At 69.5% G+C, this 18,468-nt stretch carries 14 protein-coding genes; 11 read left to right on the top strand and 3 right to left on the bottom strand.

Annotated features, from left to right (window positions below; genetic code table 11):
• Positions 1-143: 143 nt before the first annotated feature.
• Positions 144-1,754, bottom strand: coding sequence for a DNA recombination protein RmuC (gene rmuC / locus ASE27_RS19445; protein WP_235534606.1), 1,611 nt, complete (start codon positions 1,752-1,754; stop codon positions 144-146).
• A gap of 132 nt (positions 1,755-1,886) precedes the next feature.
• On the opposite strand from rmuC, the gene ASE27_RS19450 reads away from it, so the two are divergent.
• The 6 genes from ASE27_RS19450 (at position 1,887) to ASE27_RS19475 (ending at position 8,048) form a co-directional block, all read left to right on the top strand.
• Positions 1,887-2,795: an ABC transporter ATP-binding protein gene (locus ASE27_RS19450; RefSeq protein WP_082609171.1), complete on the top strand. Its 909-nt coding sequence runs from the start codon at positions 1,887-1,889 to the stop codon at positions 2,793-2,795.
• On the top strand, positions 2,777-4,363 hold the full coding sequence (locus ASE27_RS19455; protein WP_056654563.1) for a hypothetical protein: 1,587 nt from the start codon (positions 2,777-2,779) through the stop codon (positions 4,361-4,363). Before ASE27_RS19450 ends, ASE27_RS19455 begins: the two co-directional genes overlap by 19 nt.
• Positions 4,364-4,499: 136 nt before the next feature.
• Positions 4,500-5,585 carry a redox-regulated ATPase YchF gene (gene ychF / locus ASE27_RS19460; RefSeq protein WP_030152107.1) on the top strand — a complete coding sequence of 362 codons (1,086 nt, stop codon included), beginning with the start codon at positions 4,500-4,502 and terminating at the stop codon, positions 5,583-5,585.
• A gap of 105 nt (positions 5,586-5,690) precedes the next feature.
• Positions 5,691-6,344: a hypothetical protein gene (locus tag ASE27_RS19465; RefSeq protein ID WP_056654565.1), complete on the top strand. Its 654-nt coding sequence runs from the start codon at positions 5,691-5,693 to the stop codon at positions 6,342-6,344.
• Positions 6,341-7,591 carry a DUF6357 family protein gene (locus ASE27_RS19470; protein WP_056654602.1) on the top strand — a complete coding sequence of 417 codons (1,251 nt, stop codon included), beginning with the start codon at positions 6,341-6,343 and terminating at the stop codon, positions 7,589-7,591. Before ASE27_RS19465 ends, ASE27_RS19470 begins: the two co-directional genes overlap by 4 nt.
• A gap of 85 nt (positions 7,592-7,676) precedes the next feature.
• Positions 7,677-8,048: a zinc ribbon domain-containing protein YjdM gene (locus ASE27_RS19475; protein WP_056654567.1), complete on the top strand. Its 372-nt coding sequence runs from the start codon at positions 7,677-7,679 to the stop codon at positions 8,046-8,048.
• 58 nt (positions 8,049-8,106) lie between these two features.
• Here the strand turns inward: ASE27_RS19475 and ASE27_RS19480 are convergent, their stop codons facing one another.
• Positions 8,107-8,664 carry a hypothetical protein gene (locus tag ASE27_RS19480; protein ID WP_157257730.1) on the bottom strand — a complete coding sequence of 186 codons (558 nt, stop codon included), beginning with the start codon at positions 8,662-8,664 and terminating at the stop codon, positions 8,107-8,109.
• Positions 8,665-9,108: 444 nt separating this feature from the next.
• On the opposite strand from ASE27_RS19480, the gene ASE27_RS19485 reads away from it, so the two are divergent.
• The 3 genes from ASE27_RS19485 to ASE27_RS19495 all read left to right on the top strand — a co-directional run bounded on the left by ASE27_RS19485 (position 9,109) and on the right by ASE27_RS19495 (position 13,722).
• Positions 9,109-10,902, top strand: coding sequence for an ABC transporter family substrate-binding protein (locus ASE27_RS19485; protein ID WP_235534607.1), 1,794 nt, complete (start codon positions 9,109-9,111; stop codon positions 10,900-10,902).
• A 313-nt stretch (positions 10,903-11,215) separates the two neighbouring features.
• Positions 11,216-12,691: an ABC transporter permease subunit gene (locus ASE27_RS19490; RefSeq protein WP_369800652.1), complete on the top strand. Its 1,476-nt coding sequence runs from the start codon at positions 11,216-11,218 to the stop codon at positions 12,689-12,691.
• Positions 12,688-13,722, top strand: a complete 1,035-nt coding sequence (locus ASE27_RS19495; protein ID WP_056654573.1) for an ABC transporter permease — start codon at positions 12,688-12,690, stop codon at positions 13,720-13,722. The genes ASE27_RS19490 and ASE27_RS19495 overlap by 4 nt, the downstream gene beginning before the upstream one ends.
• Positions 13,723-13,742: 20 nt before the next feature.
• Here ASE27_RS19495 and ASE27_RS19500 read toward each other — a convergent pair whose 3' ends face one another.
• Positions 13,743-14,324, bottom strand: a complete 582-nt coding sequence (locus ASE27_RS19500; RefSeq protein WP_056654574.1) for a PH domain-containing protein — start codon at positions 14,322-14,324, stop codon at positions 13,743-13,745.
• 71 nt (positions 14,325-14,395) lie between these two features.
• On the opposite strand from ASE27_RS19500, the gene ASE27_RS19505 reads away from it, so the two are divergent.
• The gene (locus ASE27_RS19505; protein ID WP_056654575.1) at positions 14,396-16,213 is read left to right on the top strand and encodes an ABC transporter ATP-binding protein; all 1,818 of its coding nucleotides are present in this window, start codon (positions 14,396-14,398) and stop codon (positions 16,211-16,213) included.
• Between the two features lie 254 nt (positions 16,214-16,467).
• Positions 16,468-18,378: a translational GTPase TypA gene (gene typA / locus ASE27_RS19510; protein WP_056654576.1), complete on the top strand. Its 1,911-nt coding sequence runs from the start codon at positions 16,468-16,470 to the stop codon at positions 18,376-18,378.
• The last annotated feature ends 90 nt before the right edge of the window (positions 18,379-18,468 follow it).

An 18,468-nucleotide genomic window follows, 5' to 3' on the forward strand; every position in this document is an offset into this window, starting at 1 on the left:
CCGGCCCGACGGCGCCGCTCACCGGGGTGCGTCCGGCACCGTGCCGCCCACCCTGCGACGCTTCACCGCTCGTGCCGCTCACGGCATGCGGAGGCCGACGGCACGGGACGCTCGCCTCGCGGTGTCCCGGGTCGCGCTGCGGGTCAGGACGCGTCGGCCCCGCGGTCGCGCTCGTGCCGCCCGGGCCCGTTGATCGTCCCGAGCATGCCCGCGTCGAGGACGCCGGTCCCGCTGTCGCTGCGCGGGCCGTTTTCCGCGCCCGTACCCGAGGGGCCGCTCAGCTCGTCGAGCGCGACGACCGACTCGTTGACCGAGGCGAGGAGCTCGGGGGCGCTCACGGCGCTCAGCTGCGGGTTGGCCGGGGCGGGGGTCTCGAGGTCCTCGTCCACGACGTTGAGGTCGGCGAACCGGCGGGCGCTGACGAGGACGCGGGTCTCGAGCGACGCGACCGTCTTGTTGTACGACTCGGCGGCGCCCTGGATGGACCGTCCCAGCTTGGCCAGGTGGCTGCCCATGACGGCGAGGCGACCGTGCAGCTCCTTGCCGAGCGTGAGCACCTGCTGGGCGTTGGCCGCGAGGGCGTCCTGGCGCCACGCGTACGCGACGGTCCGCAGCAGCGCGATCATGGTCATGGGGGCCGCGATGATGACGTTCTTGGCGACCGCGTACTCGAGGATCGAGGGGTCCTGCTCGACCGCGGCCGACAGGAACGACTCGGCGGGGACGAACATGACCACGAACTCCGGGGCGGGGCTGAACTGGTCCCAGTACCGCTTGCCCGCCAGGTCGTCGATGTGCTTGCGGAAGTGGCGGGCGTGCGCGGCCAGGCGTTCTGCACGCACCCGAGGGTCGGCGGTCTGCTGGGCGTCGAGGTAGCCGAGGAACGCGACCTTGGCGTCGACCACGACGTTCTTGCCGCCCGCGAGCTTGATCACCATGTCCGGGCGTAGCGCGCCGTCGTCGGTGCTGACCTGGTCCTGCTCCATGAAGTCGACGTGCGGGATCATGCCCGCGGCCTCGACCACGCGGCGCAGCTGGAGCTCACCCCACGCCCCGCGCACCTGCGAGGACCGCAGGGCCGTGACGAGCTGGGCCGTCTCCGAGCGCAGGGCCTCGGAGTCGAGGCGCATGCTGCGCACCTGCTCCGTGAGCGTGCCGTGCGCCTCCCGACGGGCCTGCTCGGCGGCCGTGACCTCGGCCTTGACCTGGTCGAGGGCCTTGCTCAGGGGTTCGACGAGCTGCTGGACGGCCTGCTCACGCTTGGCCAGCTCGGACTCGCCGACCTGCTGGCTGCGCTTGAAGCGTTCCTCGGCCTGGGTGAGGAACTGCTCGCTGCTGGTCGCGAGGGCCTTGCGGGCCAGGACCTCGAACTGCGCCTCGAGGCGGGCCTGGTCGCCGCGGATCTCGCCGAGCCTCTTCTCCGAGCCCGCGCGCAGCTCCTCGATCGCCCGTTCGTGGTTGGCGCGCTCGATGTCGAACCGTTCGTCCGCTGCTCGCTCGACGCCCGCGAGGTGACGTCCGAACCCCTCGCGCTCGGTGCGGAGCTGGCGCTCGAACCCTTCGCGCTCGGCCGCGAGGCGCTCGGCGAGCCCGGCGCCGCGCGCGGCCTCCTGCTGCGCCTGGGACAGCAGGCCTGTGAGCCGACCGATCTCCTCCCGTCCCGAGTCGGGCGCGGACCGCCGCGCGAACCACCCCAGGAGGGCACCCACGAGGAGCCCGACGACGAGCATCAACCACGGCAAGGCGTTGTCCATGCCCGCACTCTGCCAGGTGCCACCGACAGGACCGGTGAGCGACGCCGTCGGGCCTGCGGACGAGCCTCCCACCTCGAAAGTAGTGACATTTCACAGGGGGAGCGGCGGCCCGGCTCCGCTACGTTTGTCCGTATGGCCCACGATCCTGAGCCCCGCGACCAGTTTCCACCCGCGACCCCTGGGACGACGGGAGCGCATGGCGCTCCCGGACACCCCGAGGCGTCCGCCCCGACCGCACCTGTGCTCGCCCCTGCAGCGCCCCCGGCCCCGTCGACGCAGGGGCCCGCGGCCCCCGCGCTCTCGGTGCGCGGGCTGTGGAAGAAGTTCGGCGAGAAGATCGCAGTGGCCGGGATCGACCTCGACGTCCCGGCCGGATCGTTCTACGGGCTCGTCGGCCCCAACGGCGCGGGCAAGACGACCGCGCTGTCCATGGCCACCGGTCTGCTGCGCCCCGACTTCGGCGCGGTCCACGTGCACGGCCTGGACCTGTGGGCCAACCCGCTCGAGGGCAAGCGCATGCTCGGCATCCTGCCCGACGGCGTGCGTCTGTTCGACCGCCTCACGGGCGCCCAGCTCATCACCTACGCGGGCCTGCTGCGCGGCATGGACCGGCAGACGGTCGCCGAACGCACCGCGGACCTCCTCGAGGCCCTGGGCCTGGCTGCCGACGCGAACACGTTCGTCGTCGACTACTCGGCGGGCATGACCAAGAAGATCGCGCTCGCCTCGGCCCTCATCCACGCGCCGAGCCTGCTCGTGCTCGACGAGCCGTTCGAGGCCGTCGACCCGGTCTCCGCGGCCAACATCCGCGAGATCCTCAACGGGTACGTCGCGAGCGGCGGCACCGTGATCGTCTCCTCGCACGTCATGGACCTGGTCCAGCGCATGTGCGACCACGTCGCGGTCATCGCGGGCGGGCACGTGCTCGCGGCGGGCACCGTGGACGAGGTCCGCGCGGGCCAGAGCCTCGAGGACCGCTTCGTCGACCTCGTCGGCGGCCGTCACACCACGGAGGGGCTGTCGTGGTTGCGCACCTCGTAAGGCTCAAGCTCACGCTCATGCGCAACACGCTCAAGAAGAGCGTGTGGCAGACGATCGGCCTGGCCCTCGGGATCCTCTACGGGCTCGGCATCGCGACCATGGCGCTGATCGGGCTCGCGGTCCTGGGTACCACGGCCCCGGAGACCGCTGGGCAGATCGTGACGATCGTCGGCTCGGTCGTGGTCATCGCGTGGTGGGTCGTGCCGCTGTTCGCGTTCGGCGTGGACGCCACGCTCGACCCGCAGCGCTTCGTGACGTTCGCGGTGCCCCAGCGTCAGCTCCTCGCGGGCCTCGCGGTCGCGGGCCTGGTCGGCATCCCGGGCGTCGTGACGCTCCTGGTCTCTCTCGGCACGACGCTCGCGTGGTGGCGCTCTCCCGTCGCGGCTCTCGCCGCGGTCGTGGGCGGGCTGCTCGCGGTCGCGATGTGCGTCGTGGGCTCGCGCGCGACCACGACGGCGCTCGCGCCCCTGCTCGACTCGCGTCGCTACCGCGAGGTCCTGTCGATCGCGGCGTTCGTGCCGCTCATGCTCGCCGGCCCCCTCATCGGCTGGGCGACCGCGGCGATCGCCCGCGGTCAGGACGTCCTGCCGGTCATCGCGGCCGTCCTGGGCTGGACGCCGTTCGGGGCGCCGTGGGCCGTCGCGTCCGCGGTCGCCGACGGCGCCTGGGGCCTCGCACTCGCCCGGCTCGCGATCGCCGTGGTCGTCGTGGCGCTCGCGTGGGTCGTGTGGGACCGCGCGCTCGCCAAGGCGCTCGTCGCCCCGCGCGGCGGTGCGAGCGCGGGCAAGTCCAAGGGCCTGGGCTGGTTCGACCGCTTCCCGGCGACCCCGGTCGGGGCCGTCGCAGCGCGATGCCTCACGTACTGGTTCCGCGACCCGCGCTACTCCGGGTCCATCGCGGTCGTCCCGCTGCTCCCGGTCCTGCTGTGGTTCGTCGGCTCGAGCATGGGGATCGACGGCGGTGACGGGTTCCGCGAGCTCATGCTCGTGCTCGGGCCGCTCACGGCGTTCACGTTCGGGTTCGCGATCTCGGCGGACATCGCCTACGACCACACGGCGTTCTGGACGCAGCTCTCGTCCGGGGTCACGGGCTTCGCGGACCGTGCGGGTCGTGTGCTCGCGGCCGCCGTGCTGGGGGTCCCGGTCGTGACGGTCTTCGCGGTCGTCTCGGTCGCCTTCACGGGGCGGTGGGACCTCCTGGTCGCCACGGTCGGGCTGAGCCTGGGCGTGCTCGCGACGGGGCTCGGCGTGTCGAGCGTGGTCTCGGCGCGGCTCCTCTACCCGGTGCCCAAGCCGGGGGACAGCCCCTTCAAGTCGCCCCAGGGGGCCGCGATGGCGACCATGTTCGCCCAGATGATCACGATGCTCGTGCTCCTCGCGCTGTCGCTGCCGGCGGCGGGCCTGGCGCTCACGAACGTCCTGACGGGCGACGCGGTGTGGGGCTGGCTCGCGCTGGTCGTCGGGATCGGTCTGGGTGGGCTCTTCCTGGTGCTGGGCATGCGCTGGGGCGGCCGTCTGGTGGACCAGCGGGGGCCGGAGCTGCTCCAGCAGGTCATGAGCTACAAGTAGCAGGCCCGACGCCGGCTCTCGCCCGGGTGCGCACGCGCCGTCCTGCACGCGCGCACCCGGGTGGGCGACGCCGTCGGGCAGCGGGTCACCGAGAGCGCGAGCGGGCCCGTGCGCCGCTCCCGTAGACTCAGGCCCCGTGGCTCTTACAATCGGCATCGTCGGCCTGCCCAACGTCGGCAAGTCCACCCTCTTCAACGCCCTGACGCGCAACCAGGTCCTCGCAGCGAACTACCCGTTCGCGACGATCGAGCCGAACGTCGGTGTGGTGTCCCTCCCGGACCCCCGGCTGAACAAGCTCGCGGAGATCTTCGGCAGCGAGCGCATCCTGCCCGCGACGGTCTCGTTCGTCGACATCGCGGGCATCGTCAAGGGTGCGAGCGAGGGCGAGGGCCTCGGCAACAAGTTCCTTGCGAACATCCGCGAGGCGGACGCGATCTGCCAGGTGACCCGTGCGTTCGACGACCCCGACGTGATCCGCGTCGAGGGGTCCACGGACTCCGCTGACGACATCGAGACCATCAGCACCGAGCTGATCCTCGCCGACCTCCAGACCCTCGAGAAGGCGCTGCCGCGCCTCGAGAAGGAGGTCAAGATCAAGAAGGGCGACCCCGTCCTGGTCGCGGCCGCGCAGAAGGCGCAGTCCCTGCTCGAGCAGGGGATCACGCTGTTCCAGGGCGCCGCTGCCGCGGGCCTGGACCTGGCCGAGATCGCGAGCCTGCAGCTCATGACGGCCAAGCCCTTCATCTACGTCTTCAACACCGACGACGCGGGGCTCGTGGACGAGGCCCGCAAGGACGAGCTGCGCGCGCTCGTCGCGCCGGCCCAGGCGATCTTCCTGGACGCCAAGTTCGAGTCCGAGCTCGCCGAGCTCGAGCCCGAGGAAGCGGCCGAGATGCTCGCCGAGACGGGCCAGGAGGAGTCGGGGCTCGACCAGCTCGCGCGCGTCGGCTTCGACACGCTCGGCCTGCAGACCTACCTGACCGCCGGGCCCAAGGAGTCGCGTGCCTGGACCATCCGCAAGGGCTGGACCGCGCCGCAGGCGGCGGGCGTCATCCACACCGACTTCGAGCGCGGCTTCATCAAGGCCGAGGTCATCTCGTTCGACGACCTCGTCGAGACCGGTTCGGTCGCGGCGGCCCGCGCGGCGGGCAAGGCCCGCATCGAGGGCAAGGACTACGTCATGGTCGACGGCGACGTCGTGGAGTTCCGCTTCAACGTGTAGTCGCTCGGAAGCCCGGACCGGGCCGGGCCAGGTCGGCGCCGGCCCGGCCCGGCGCCGGCTCGACGACGGCGGTGGGGACCGCACGAACGACGACGGAGGACAGCCATGGCCCGCCCGTACCACCCGGGACCGAAGCAGTTCGTCTTCGGCGTCGGCGACGGCAACGACCACGAGGTCTCCGTGGGTGACCCGCAGGAGGCCTACGTCGTGTTCTCTGCGTTCTTCAGAGGTCGAGAGTCCGACACCTACACCGTCGACGACGAGCCGGCAGGCCAACGCCTGGTGCTCATGCCCGGTCGAGGTGTGATCGCGCGGAGCGAGGTGACGGGACGGGCCCGGAGCGAGCACCTCACGGTCGACGGGCCCCATCGCTACCTGCCGAGCGCCATGCTGTTCTTCGAGAACGGGTATGCCGGCCTGGACCGCTTCGGCCAGTGGCTCCCGGAGCTCGACGACCTCGACGCGTCACCGGAGGCTCGCGGTGCCGCCCGCGCCGCGGCGATCACGACCGAAGCCGAGGCGATCGAGAATGTCGCTCGGATCTGGGGAGACTCGGGCATCGTCGACCCGAGCGACCAGTTCTACGTCTTCTTCGATGCGCACGCTCTCGACGATGCCCCGGCAGATCGAGCCGAGCTGCTCGGACTGATCACGTTCCTCGGGCTCCAGCGGGTCGATGCCGCGGCCGGGGCCGCCGCAGGTGAGGTCTGGGTGCGTACCGACGAACGCCTCGACGTCGAGCTCGAGAAGTGGTCATGAGGGACGTCGTCTTCACGCGCGCGAGCGGTTGGATCCCGACCGTGATCCGGGAGGACGGCGAGCTGAGGTTGATGCTCGCTGCCGGGGCCGACGCCAACCACGATCCGCGGACCTTCACGTTCCCGATCGGGGAAGCCCATCTGGCGGTGATCCGCGAGGACCTGGCGAGACACCTGCTGCTGTGGAGCGCGGTCCTTCCGTTCTGCGACGCGGCCGGGACCCGGGGGCGCCTCGACGAGGACGCCGCTGTCGCGCTCCTGGACCCGGTCCTCCTCTCGCTGCCCGCCGACGTCGACGCGCTGTTCGAGCGCATCCCGTGGGACAGGAGCCGGCTCGTCGCGCACGGGGCCCACATCGATCTGCTCGAGCGCGGTCAGGTCTGCGCTTCGATGCGCGAGGCGTCGGAGACGCCCGACGGGAGACGAGCGCAGGCGTACTCGGCGGACCGTCGTCGAGCCGGGCGTGGGGTGGTCCTCGGCCCGCTCGACGCCGCGATCCTGAGCTTCACCGGACAGTACCTGCACGGTGCGACGATCCCGCGACGCCTTCCGGACGCCGTCGACCCTGCGCTGCTCTCCGAGGTCATGCGCGTGATCGCGACCGCGGAGCAGGCGAGCTCCGGGATGCGGATCGGCCTCGACCCGCGACGGGGAAGGCGTGCCACGGACAAGCGCGAGTGGGACCGCGTGGCGGAGGCGGTCGAGGCCGCGGTGCGGGGCGCACACCCTGAGCTCGTCGACGACGCGGTACGCACCGTGAGCTTCCTGATGTGCTCGGAGGTCGCGGACCGCACACGGGACCTGCCCGTGGAGGACGAAGCCGTGGTGCTGGGCGACCATGCCGGCGCGAGAAGGACGAGGCTGACGTTCACGGACGACAAGGAGGTCGAGAAGCGGTGGCAGCAGGGTGGCCCACGCACTGCCGACGCGGAGTTCTGGGAGTTCGTCGCTGATCGGTCGGCCTCGGACAACGAGGTGTTCACCATCGAGGACGAGACGATGGGCGAAGGGATCCAGCTCCACTTCTACGCGGACTCGATCGCCCGGGTCACGACGCTGCGCAAGGGTGTCGGCGGGGCGGAACCGGAGTACCGGGTCGAGTACGGTCTGGTCGACGGGATGAGCGGGTACCGGACCGTGGTGAGCGCCTTCGTCCGCGGCGGCTGCGCCGGGCTCGACCAGCACGGCCCGTGGATGTCGGATGCCGCCGAGCTCGAGCGTGCACGCCGGCGGCGCGACGCCCGGTAGTCCCGGCTCGACGCACCCACGCCTCGACGAGGAACGAGAGTCGGCTCGAGGCCGATTCCACGACACACGACGACCTGGAGGTCCAATGTCTGATCAGCTGCCCCCGTGCCCCTCGTGCGCGAGCGACTACTCGTACGAGTCCGGCGCGCTGCTGGTGTGCCCGATGTGCGGCCACGAGTGGGCGCCCAGCAGCGTCGAGGAGACCGACGACGCCGACGCGCCAGACGCACGTGTCGTGAAGGATGCCGTCGGCAATCCGCTGGAGGACGGCGACGACGTCACGATCGCCAAGGACCTCAAGGTCAAGGGCGCGGGCGGCGGGGTCGTCAAGGTCGGCACCAAGGTGCGCGGCATCCGGCTGATCTCCGACGGCGTGGGTGACCACGACATCGACGCGAAGGTGCCGGGCTTCGGGCAGATGCAGCTGAAGTCGAGCGTGGTCAAGAAGGTTCTCTAGCCCGTTCGATGCGTCCGGCCCGACCGGTACCTGGTCTGCCTCCTCGTGCGCGGCGAGCTCAGGACAGTTCGAGCGCCATCCGCCGCCGGGCACGGCGCAGGCTGATCAGCCCGCCCACGGCGGCGCCGCAGCCGATCACGACGAACGCCAGTCCCAGGAAGTGCGGGAAGCCCCACCCGCCGGACGCGAGGGCCGGCAGCTCGCTCGTGAGCTCGACGGTCGGCGGGTCGCCGAGCAGGTACGTGACAGGCCGGCCGATGAGCTGGTCCTTCCCCTGGAACTCGTCGGCCCACCCGGTGACGGACCGACCGCGGACGTACTCCGGCCGGTGGTCGGTCTCGGCGACGAGCCGCTCTCCGTCGGTGCCGGTGAACGTGAGCTCCAGCGAGCTGTGCATCTGCTGGTCCGCGGACCAGGAGTGCACGCGGGCATCGGTCACGGTCCCCGACTGCCCCGACGCGACGAGCTCTCTGGCCTCCAGGCCCGGTCCGAGCGCGGCCCTGAGCATGCTCAGGCCGAACAGCAGGAGCACGGCCGCGAAGGCGAGGACGATGATCGAGGCGGTGCGCAGCGTCCGGGCGGGGAGGGCGGCTGTCGCCGGAGGGGGCATGGTCACGACGAGGAGCCTATGGCGACGAGCTCCTGCCTCTCGTGGGCCGCTGGTGCGGAGCGTGACCGAGGTCTCCGAGAGACCGGTCACACTGCCCGTCCGTGGGACGCGTGCCGCCGTATCGTGAGACGCGGCAGGTGCCCGTTCTTCGTGTCCAGGGTGTTACGTACCGGTTTCTCCCGGTATCACGATGGAAACAGGACCGTACCGGCCAGTATCAACTCGGTAACGATCGGCTGCCCGAAAGGCGCAACCGGGTGAAGTCGCCCATCTTGGTCGGTACCGTTGCCCCAAACCATGGTGGGCTTCCCTGACGACGCCGCCGAGGGACGCCCTGCGGGTCACCCCGCGCGTTCCTTCGGGGCAAGGGAGTCGCCATCCCCTTGAGGAGGAACATTGAACATCAGGCGCACAAGTGCCGTTACCGCGGCCGTGGCCTCGGTCGCGTTGGTGCTGACCGCATGCGGCGGCACTTCCGACGACGCGAGCACTGACGACGCAGGCATCAACCAGGAGTCCGCGGTCACCGTGGCCTGGGAAGCACCGCTCAACGAGCTCAACCTCAGCTCGACGAACGGCAACGCGACGCAGAACGCCGTCATCGGCTACATGCTGAACTCGGGCTTCAACTACTACGACGAGAACCTCGACCTGGTCGAGGACTCCTCGTTCGGCACGTACGAGAAGGTCTCCGACGACCCGCTGACGGTCAAGTACACGGTCGCGGACGACACCAAGTGGTCCGACGGCACCGCGTTCGACGCGACGGACATCCTGCTCCAGTGGGTCGCCACCTCGGCCAAGTACAACAACGTCGAGGCGGAGTACGACGAAGAGGGCAACGTCTCCAACCAGGCTGCCCTGGACGCGGGCGTCTACTTCGACGGCACGACCCCCGGCTCTTCGCTCATCAGCGCGATCCCGGAGATCAGCGAAGACGGCAAGTCGATCACCTTCGTGTACGACAAGCCGTTCGGTGACTGGGCCCTGAACTTCACCAACCAGTTCGTCCCGGCGCACGTGGTCGGCCAGAAGGCGCTCGGCATCGAGGACGCTCAGAAGGCCAAGGACGCCCTGCGCGACGCCATCGTGAACGGCGACGTCGCTCAGCTCTCGCCGATCGCGACCTTCTGGAACAAGGGCTTCGAGTTCACCTCGATGCCCGAGGACAAGGCGCTGACCCTCTCGAACGGTGCGTACCTCCTCGACGAGTACGTCGAGAACCAGTACCTGACGCTCAAGGCGAACCCCGACTTCAAGGGCAAGAACAAGGCCTCGGTCGAGACCATCACGGTCCGTTACATCGACGACCCGATGGCCCAGGTCCAGGCGCTCCAGAACGGTGAGGTCGACCTCATCGGCCCGCAGGCCTCGGCAGACGTGCGCAGCGCCCTCGAGGCCCTGCCCGGCATCGAGACCAACAACAGCGTCGAGGGCACGTTCGAGCACGTCGACCTGGTCTTCCAGAACGGTGGTCCGTTCGACCCCGCGGCGTACGGCGGCGACGCCGAGAAGGCCAAGAAGGTCCGCCAGGCCTTCCTCCTCTCCATCCCGCGCCAGACGATCGTCGACAACCTGATCGTCCCGCTGAACCCCGACGCCGAGGTCCGCAACTCGCAGATCCTCATCCCGGGCTCGCCCAACTACGACAAGATGGTCGCCGAGAACGGTTCGGACTACTTCAAGCCGGACGCAGACATCGAGGCAGCCAAGGCGCTTCTGGCCGAGGCCGGCGTGACCACCCCGGTCAAGGTCCGCTTCGCGTACAACAACGAGAACGCGCGTCGCGTCAACGAGCTCGCGCTCATCACGGACACCGCCTCGCAGGCCGGCTTCGAGATCGTCGACACGGGCCGCCCGGCCGCTGAGTGGGGCACCCTGCTCGGCACCGGTCAGGACCAGTACGACGCCTCGCTGTTCGGCTGGCAGTCGACCTCGACCGCCGTCACCGAGTCCGACGCGAACTTCCGCTGGGCGCCGGAGCCGGGTCTGAACAACTACGGCAAGTACAGCAACCCGGCCGTCGACGCCGCGCTCGACCAGCTCCAGGTCGCGACCGAGCCCGACGAGCAGTTCGCACTGCAGCTCGAGGTCGAGAAGAACCTGTGGGCCGACGCCTTCGGCACCACGATCTTCCAGTTCCCCGCCATCCAGGGCTGGGACGAGAACCTGAAGGGCGTCGACGCGATCACCATCAGCCCGACGATCTTCTACGGCTTCTGGAACTGGGAGCTCGGCGCCTAGGACTCTCGTCCTGAGCACCTGAAGACAGGTACCTGACCTGGGTCGACGCCGGGAAACCCCCGGCGTCGACCGGTGTTCGACGCGTCAAACCTTGCGAGGACATCGGTACGTTCGCGTACCGATGTCCTCGCTGGCGGTTGGCGCGAAACGAGTCCACACGACCCACGCCTCGCGCCGGCTGATGTCCTTGCGCGCGCAACCCGCGCGTAGACTTGCCCGGCCCCTAACCTGGGTCCCTAGTTTCAGCGAGGTATGCCCTCCAATGTTTTCGTTCATCTCGCGACGCCTCCTTGCAGGGTTGGGAACCTTGCTCGTGTCGACGTTCGCCATGTATCTCCTCGTGAGCGCCTCGATCAGGCCCTTCGAGGATCTCGAACAGAGCACCGCGGCCAACAAGGCGCAGCTCATCGCCGAGAGGCGTGAGCTCCTCGATCTCGACACGCCCGTGATCATCCGCTACTTCAAGTGGCTCGGTGACTTCGTGACGGGCGACCTCGGTGTCGGCTGGCGCAGCGGCCAGTCGGTGTCGAACCTGCTGCACGGAGCGGTGCTCTCCACGATCCAGCTCGTGGCCGCCGCGACCGTCCTCGCCATCATCTTCGGTGTCATGGTCGGGATCGTCAGCGCGCTGCGCCAGTACAGCACCTTCGACTACCTCACGATCTTCGTGTCGTTCGTCCTCTACTCGCTCCCGGCGTTCTGGGTCGCGGTCCTGCTGAAGCAGTGGGGAGCCATCGGCTTCAACGACTTCCTCAAGGACCCGTCGAACTCGCCGGTCGTGATCGGGGTCGCGGGGGCTCTGATGGGCCTGCTGTGGATGCTCGCGGTCGGAGGGAACGCAAGACGCCGTGCCATGACGTTCGGCATCGCCTTCGTCGCGACCGCCGGTGCCATGCTGTATCTCCAGCTCTCGAACTGGTGGCTCAAGCCGAACCTCGGTCCGCTGATCATCCTCGTGACGGGCACCGCCCTCGCGTTCGCGATCACCGCACTGACGTCCGGGCTCAAGAACCGCCGCGCGCTGGGCGCCTCGTTGACGACGGTCGTGCTCGGCCTCGCGCTCTACTACCCGTTGCAGAGCTTCTTCCGTTCGGTCGCGTTCAACTGGTGGATCGTGCTCGGCCTCGCTGTGCTGGCCGTCGTGGTGGGCATCGCCGTCGGCTTCCTGTGGGGCGGTCCCGACAAGGGCATCTCCGCTCGCGCAGCCGGCATCACGGCATTCCTCGTCGCGGGCATGATCTTCGCCGACAAGGTCATGTCGGTGTGGCCCGCGTACATGGCGGCCCCGGCGATCAACGGGCGACCGATCGCCACGATCGGCTCGAGCACGCCGAACCTCGGCGGCAACTTCTGGGTGCAGACGCTCGACACGTACACCCACCTGCTGCTCCCGACGCTGGCCCTCGTCCTCATCCAGTTCGCCGGATACACCCGCTACTCGCGGTCGAGCATGCTCGAGGTGATGAGCCAGGACTACATCCGCACGGCGCGCGCCAAGGGCCTGCCGGAGCGTGAGGTCGTCATGCGCCACGGTTTCCGCAACACGCTGATCCCGCTCGCCACGATCGTCCCGATCGACGTCATCACCCTGCTCGGTGGAGCGATCATCACCGAGAAGGTCTTCGCCCGGCCAGGAATGGGAACCCTGTTCCTCCGGGGCCTGGACGGCGGCGAGATCGACGTCGTCATGGCGTACCTCGTCATCGTCGCGGCCCTCGCCATCATTGCCAACATCGTGGCTGACCTCATCTACGCAGCCCTCGACCCGCGGATCCGGGTGAACGCATGAGCAACCAGACTTCTCCCCAAGACAGCGCGTCGAGCATGAACGTGGAGAACCAGATCGAGCTGAAGGACGTCGAGGGCCTCTCGCAGGGGCAGATCGTCCGCAGGAGGTTCTTCCACCACAAGGGCGCGGTCGTCGCGCTCGTGGCACTCATCGCCATCATCGTCCTGGCCATCACCTCGATCGGTGTCGGCGGCTGGACGGGATGGTGGCGCTTCACGCCCAACGAGACCGGTGCCGTGCTCAACGGCGGCGCTCCGAACTCCGTCCACTGGTTCGGCCAGGACGAGGCCGGTCGCGACATTTTCGCCCGCGTCATGCGCGGGACGCAGACCTCGCTGGTCATCATGACGACCGTCGGCCTGATCGCGCTCGTGGCGGGCATCGTGGTCGGCGCACTCTCGGGCTATTACCGCGGGCGCACCGACTCGTTCCTCATGCGCTTCACCGACCTGATCATCACCATGCCGGTCATCGTCATCGGTGCGGTGCTGGGCATGCTCTCGGGCGGGAACAACGCGATCGTCTTCGGGGCGTTCCTCGGCCTGATCCTGTGGCCGCCGCTCGCCCGACTGGTGCGAGGCGAGTTCCTCTCCCTGCGTGAGCGTGAGTTCGTCGACGCCGCACGGGTCGCCGGGGCAAGCAGCGGTCGGATCATCTTCAAGCACATCCTGCCGAACGCCGTGGGCGTGATCATCGTCAACACGACGCTGCTGCTGAGCTCGGCCATCCTCCTGGAGACGTCGTTGAGCTACCTCGGCGTCGGTATCCAGCGACCGGCCGTCTCGCTGGGCCTCCTGATCAGCGACTACCAGGAGGCGTTCGCCTCCCGGCCGTGGCTGTTCTGGTGGCCGGGTGCCTTCATCGTCGGGATCGCGCTGTGCGTGAACTTCATCGGTGACGGTCTGCGCGACGCGTTCGACCCGCGCCAGAAGAACATCCCGTCCGAGCGGAAGATGGCGCGCGCCGAGCGCGTCGAGCGACCCAAGCCGTCCACGACCGGTGACGCGCTCCCCGAGCCGGGAGCGTCGTGATCCCGGCGCCGGGCAGCCTGTCAGGTGGTGACCGTGAGAACCACGGCCACGACCGCCAGGCTGCCCAGCGCGGCGAGCTCGACCACGTTCCAGGTCGAGCGCGCCTCGGGGGCGTCGGTGCGGGGCGCGGACAGGTAGCCGGCCGCGGTCAGCGCTTCGTGCCGCTCGACGATCGCGGCAGCGACGACCTCGGCGCTGGCCCCGCCCACCCGGGTGCTTCCCGGGTCGGTGGGGCGGCGACGCCAGTTGCGCAGCCACTGGCCGCTGCTGCTCGAGCGCGGCGCGGCCCACGCGGTGACCTTGCCGCCCGCGTAGTCCACCTCGAGCGACCACTGGGTGCGTACACCTGTGTACGCGGGCCACGGGACGTGCACCGAGCGCACCACGTTGCGGACCTCGATCCCACCGTCCGACACCTCGACGCGCGGACGCCAGAACAGCATCCACACGAGGCACGTGACCAGGGCGCCCACCGCCAGGGTCGCCAGCGCGGCGCCCAGGTCCTGACCGACCTGGACGACGGTCGCCAGGACGGCGATCACCGCCGTCGCGGTCGTCAGGACGCGTCCGTACATCGAGCAGAAGACCTTCGTGGGACCCATGTGCCCATGTTCCCAGAGTTGCGGCGTCACGAGCGCCGGCACTCCCTCCAGCAGGAAGGACACTGATCATCGTGGCCATCGACACGTCCTCCGAGACGCAGTTCACTGCGACCGGAGCCCCTGTCCTGTCCGTCAAGGGCCTCGGCGTCGACTTCTTCGTCGACGGCGCCTGGTACCCGGCAGCAGCGGACATCAGCTACAACCTCTACGCCGGTGAGGTGCTGGCGATCGTGGGCGAGTCCGGCTCGGGCAAGTCCCAGTCGTCGCTCGCCCTGCTCGGTCTCCTGCCGCCCAACGGTCGTGCTCGCGGGAGCGCCAAGCTCGGTGAGCGTGAGCTGATCGGGATGTCCCACGGTTCGCTGCGCCACGTGCGCGGCCGGGACATCTCGATGATCTTCCAGGAGCCCATGACGGCGCTCAACCCCGTCTACACGGTGGGGTTCCAGATCGTCGAGACGCTCCGGACGCACTTCAACGTCGGTCCGTCCGACGCGAAGAAGCGCGCGATCGAGCTGTTGCGCCTCGTCGAGATCCCTGAGCCGGAGCGTCGTTTCGACGCCTACCCGCACCAGCTCTCGGGCGGTCAGCGCCAGCGCGCGATGATCGCCCAGGCCCTCGCCTGCGACCCCAAGCTCCTGGTCGCCGACGAGCCGACGACGGCACTCGACGTGACCGTCCAGGCGGAGATCCTCAAGCTCCTGCGCGACCTGCGTCATCGTGTCGACGCCGCCATCATCCTCATCACGCACGACATGGGCGTCGTGGCCGACATGGCCGACACGATCATGGTGATGAAGGACGGTCACGTCGTCGAGCGCGGGACCTCGGCCGAGGTCTTCGGGGCGCCGAAGCACCCGTACACCCAGCGACTGCTCGACGCGGTGCCCCACCTCGGGACGAGCAAGCCGGCCGCGGAGGTCAGGGACCGGGTCGCTCCGGCGGCGGTCGTCGACCGTGACGTGGTCCTCGAGGCCAAGGACATGATCATCGAGTACCCGGGACGTCGGCGTCAGCCGGTCTTCCGTGCGGTCGACCAGGTCTCGTTCTCGCTGCGTCGCGGCGAGGTCATGGGTCTCGTCGGGGAGTCGGGCTCGGGCAAGACGACCATCGGTCGTGCCGTGGTCGGTCTCCTGCCGGTCACCGCTGGTGAGCTCAAGGTCGCCGGCACCAACATGGTCGGCGTCTCGCCCAAGCAGCTGCGTCCGCTGCGCAAGGACGTCGGGATCGTGTTCCAGGACCCGGGTTCCTCGCTCAACCCGCGCCTGCCCATCGGTGAGTCGATCGGCGAGCCCCTCATGCTCCACAAGGGCATCAAGGGCAAGGCGCTGAGCGCCGAGGTCGAGCGTCTCCTCGACCAGGTCGAGCTGCCGCGCGCCATGCGCAACCGCTACCCGCACGAGCTCTCGGGCGGTCAGCGCCAGCGTGTGGGTATCGCCCGGTCGCTGTCGCTCGAGCCGAAGATCCTGGTGGCGGACGAGCCGACCTCGGCCCTCGACGTCTCGGTGCAGGCCAAGGTCCTCGACCTCTTCAAGGACCTTCAGCGCGAGCACGGCTTCGCGTGCCTGTTCATCTCGCACGACCTCGCGGTGGTCGAGATGCTCTCGGACCACATCGCGGTCATGCACCAGGGCAAGCTCGTGGAGGTCGGCTCGACCGAGCAGATCATCCACTCGCCGCGCGACCCGTACACGCAGCGGCTGCTCGCTGCCGTCCCGGTCCCGGACCCTGCTGCGCAGAAGGTCCGTCGTGAGACGCGCGACGCGCTGCTCGTGGCGGCCGCGAAGGACATCGACAACGACGAGGCCGCGCAGGTGGGCTCGCTGGCCCGTGCCCAGGTGGGTCAGATCGACCAGCTCGACAGCGACCGGATCCCGCCGTCGAACCAGTAGCACCCGTCTGGCCCTGCCGATCGGCAGGTGAGATGCCCGACGACGGCACGCGCCGTCGTCGGGCATCTCGCGTCTGGGGGCGGGGGAGCGGGGTGTGACGGAGCACCCCCTCCACGCACTGGCCTGCACCCGGTAAGATAGCCGTGCCCGGACGACGGCGCGCGCGTGCTCTGCGCGGGCGGCGCCCGTCTGCTGGCCACCAACTCCGGGGCGGAAACCTCCGTCGCTTGCTCCTCTCCCGAAATGAGTTCTGTATGTCTGTGCGCTCTGACCTGCGCAACGTGGCGATCGTCGCCCACGTCGACCACGGCAAGACGACCCTGGTCGACGCGATGCTGCACCAGTCCGGCGCCTTCGGCGCTCACGCGCACGTCGACGAGCGGGCCATGGACTCCGGTGACCTGGAGCGCGAGAAGGGCATCACGATCCTCGCGAAGAACACCGCCGTGCACTACGCCGGTCCGGCGGCAGTCGAGGCCGGGCACCCGGAGGGCATCACGATCAACGTGATCGACACCCCGGGCCACGCCGACTTCGGTGGTGAGGTCGAGCGCGGCCTGTCCATGGTCGACGGTGTCGTGCTCCTGGTCGACGCCTCGGAGGGCCCGCTGCCCCAGACGCGCTTCGTGCTGCGCAAGGCGCTCGTCGCCAAGCTCCCCGTGATCCTCGTGGTCAACAAGACCGACCGCCCCGACTCGCGCATCGAGGAGGTCGTCGCCGAGGCGACCGACCTGCTGCTCGGTCTCGCGAGCGACCTCGCGGACGAGGTCCCCGACCTCGACCTCGACGCGATCCTCGACATGCCCGTCGTCTACGCCGCAGCCAAGGTCGGGCGCGCCTCGACGGTCCAGCCGGCCGACGGCTCGGTCCCGGACAGCGAGGACCTCGAGCCCCTGTTCAAGGTCATCCTCGACAAGATCCCGGCCCCCACGTACGAGGAGGGCGCGCCGCTCCAGGCGCACGTCACCAACCTCGACGCGTCGCCGTTCCTCGGCCGCCTCGCGCTGCTGCGCATCTTCAACGGCACCATCCACAAGGGCCAGACCGTGGCGTGGGCCCGTGCTGACGGGACCATGCAGAACGTCAAGATCACCGAGCTCCTCGAGACCAAGGCGCTCACCCGTGTGCCCACGGACTCGGCGGGCCCGGGCGAGATCGTCGCCGTCGCCGGCATCGAGGAGATCACCATCGGTGAGACCCTCACGGACCCCGACGACCCGCGTCCGCTGCCGCTCATCACGGTCGACGACCCGGCGATCTCGATGACGATCGGTATCAACACGTCCCCGCTCGCGGGCAAGGGCGGCAAGGGCCACAAGGTCACGGCCCGCCAGGTCAAGGACCGCCTCGACAAGGAGCTCATCGGTAACGTGTCGCTGCGCGTCCTGCCGACCGAGCGTCCTGACGCGTGGGAGGTCCAGGGTCGTGGGGAGCTCGCGCTCGCCATCCTCGTCGAGCAGATGCGTCGTGAGGGCTTCGAGCTGACCGTCGGCAAGCCGCAGGTCGTCACCAAGCAGGTCGACGGCAAGCGCCACGAGCCCATGGAGCGCATGACGATCGACGTGCCCGAGGAGTACCTGGGCAACGTCACGCAGCTCCTCGCGCAGCGCAAGGGCCGTATGGAGACCATGTCGAACCACGGCACGGGCTGGGTCCGCATGGAGTTCGTCGTCCCGGCTCGTGGGCTCATCGGCTTCCGCACGCGCTTCCTCACGGACACGCGCGGCACGGGCATCGCGTCCTCGATCGCCGAGGGCTACGAGCCGTGGGCCGGCCCCATCGAGACCCGCGTCAACGGTTCGCTCGTCGCGGACCGCTCCGGTGTGGTGACGCCGTTCGCGATGATCAACCTGCAGGAGCGCGGCTCCTTCTTCGTCGACCCCACGCAGGAGGTCTACGAGGGCATGATCGTCGGCGAGAACTCGCGCAACGAGGACATGGACGTCAACATCACCAAGGAGAAGAAGCTCACGAACATGCGTGCCGCGTCGAGCGACACGTTCGAGAACCTCACCCCTCCGAAGCACCTGACGCTCGAGGAGTCGCTCGAGTTCGCCCGCGAGGACGAGTGCGTCGAGGTCACCCCCGAGGTCGTGCGCATCCGCAAGGTCATCCTCGACCAGACCGAGCGCGCCCGCGCGTTCTCCCGCGCGAAGAAGTCCTGAGCGCCGGCTCAGCCGTCCGCCCGAGCGTGCAGCCCGTGCCACCGGTCCTCGTGACCGGCGGCGCGGGCTCCGCGCTTCTTGCCCCTCTGG

This window comes from Oerskovia sp. Root918 (assembly GCF_001428945.1).
Taxonomy (GTDB): Bacteria; Actinomycetota; Actinomycetes; order Actinomycetales; family Cellulomonadaceae; genus Oerskovia; species Oerskovia enterophila.

Coding starts and splice junctions, on each gene's coding strand:
- rmuC (WP_235534606.1), bottom strand. CDS start 1,754: ATGGACAACGCCTTGCCGTGGTTGATGCTCGTCGTCGGGCTCCTCGTG.
- ASE27_RS19450 (WP_082609171.1), top strand. CDS start 1,887: ATGGCCCACGATCCTGAGCCCCGCGACCAGTTTCCACCCGCGACCCCT.
- ASE27_RS19465 (WP_056654565.1), top strand. CDS start 5,691: ATGGCCCGCCCGTACCACCCGGGACCGAAGCAGTTCGTCTTCGGCGTC.
- ASE27_RS19470 (WP_056654602.1), top strand. CDS start 6,341: ATGAGGGACGTCGTCTTCACGCGCGCGAGCGGTTGGATCCCGACCGTG.
- ASE27_RS19475 (WP_056654567.1), top strand. CDS start 7,677: ATGTCTGATCAGCTGCCCCCGTGCCCCTCGTGCGCGAGCGACTACTCG.
- ASE27_RS19495 (WP_056654573.1), top strand. CDS start 12,688: ATGAGCAACCAGACTTCTCCCCAAGACAGCGCGTCGAGCATGAACGTG.
- ASE27_RS19500 (WP_056654574.1), bottom strand. CDS start 14,324: ATGGGTCCCACGAAGGTCTTCTGCTCGATGTACGGACGCGTCCTGACG.
- typA (WP_056654576.1), top strand. CDS start 16,468: ATGTCTGTGCGCTCTGACCTGCGCAACGTGGCGATCGTCGCCCACGTC.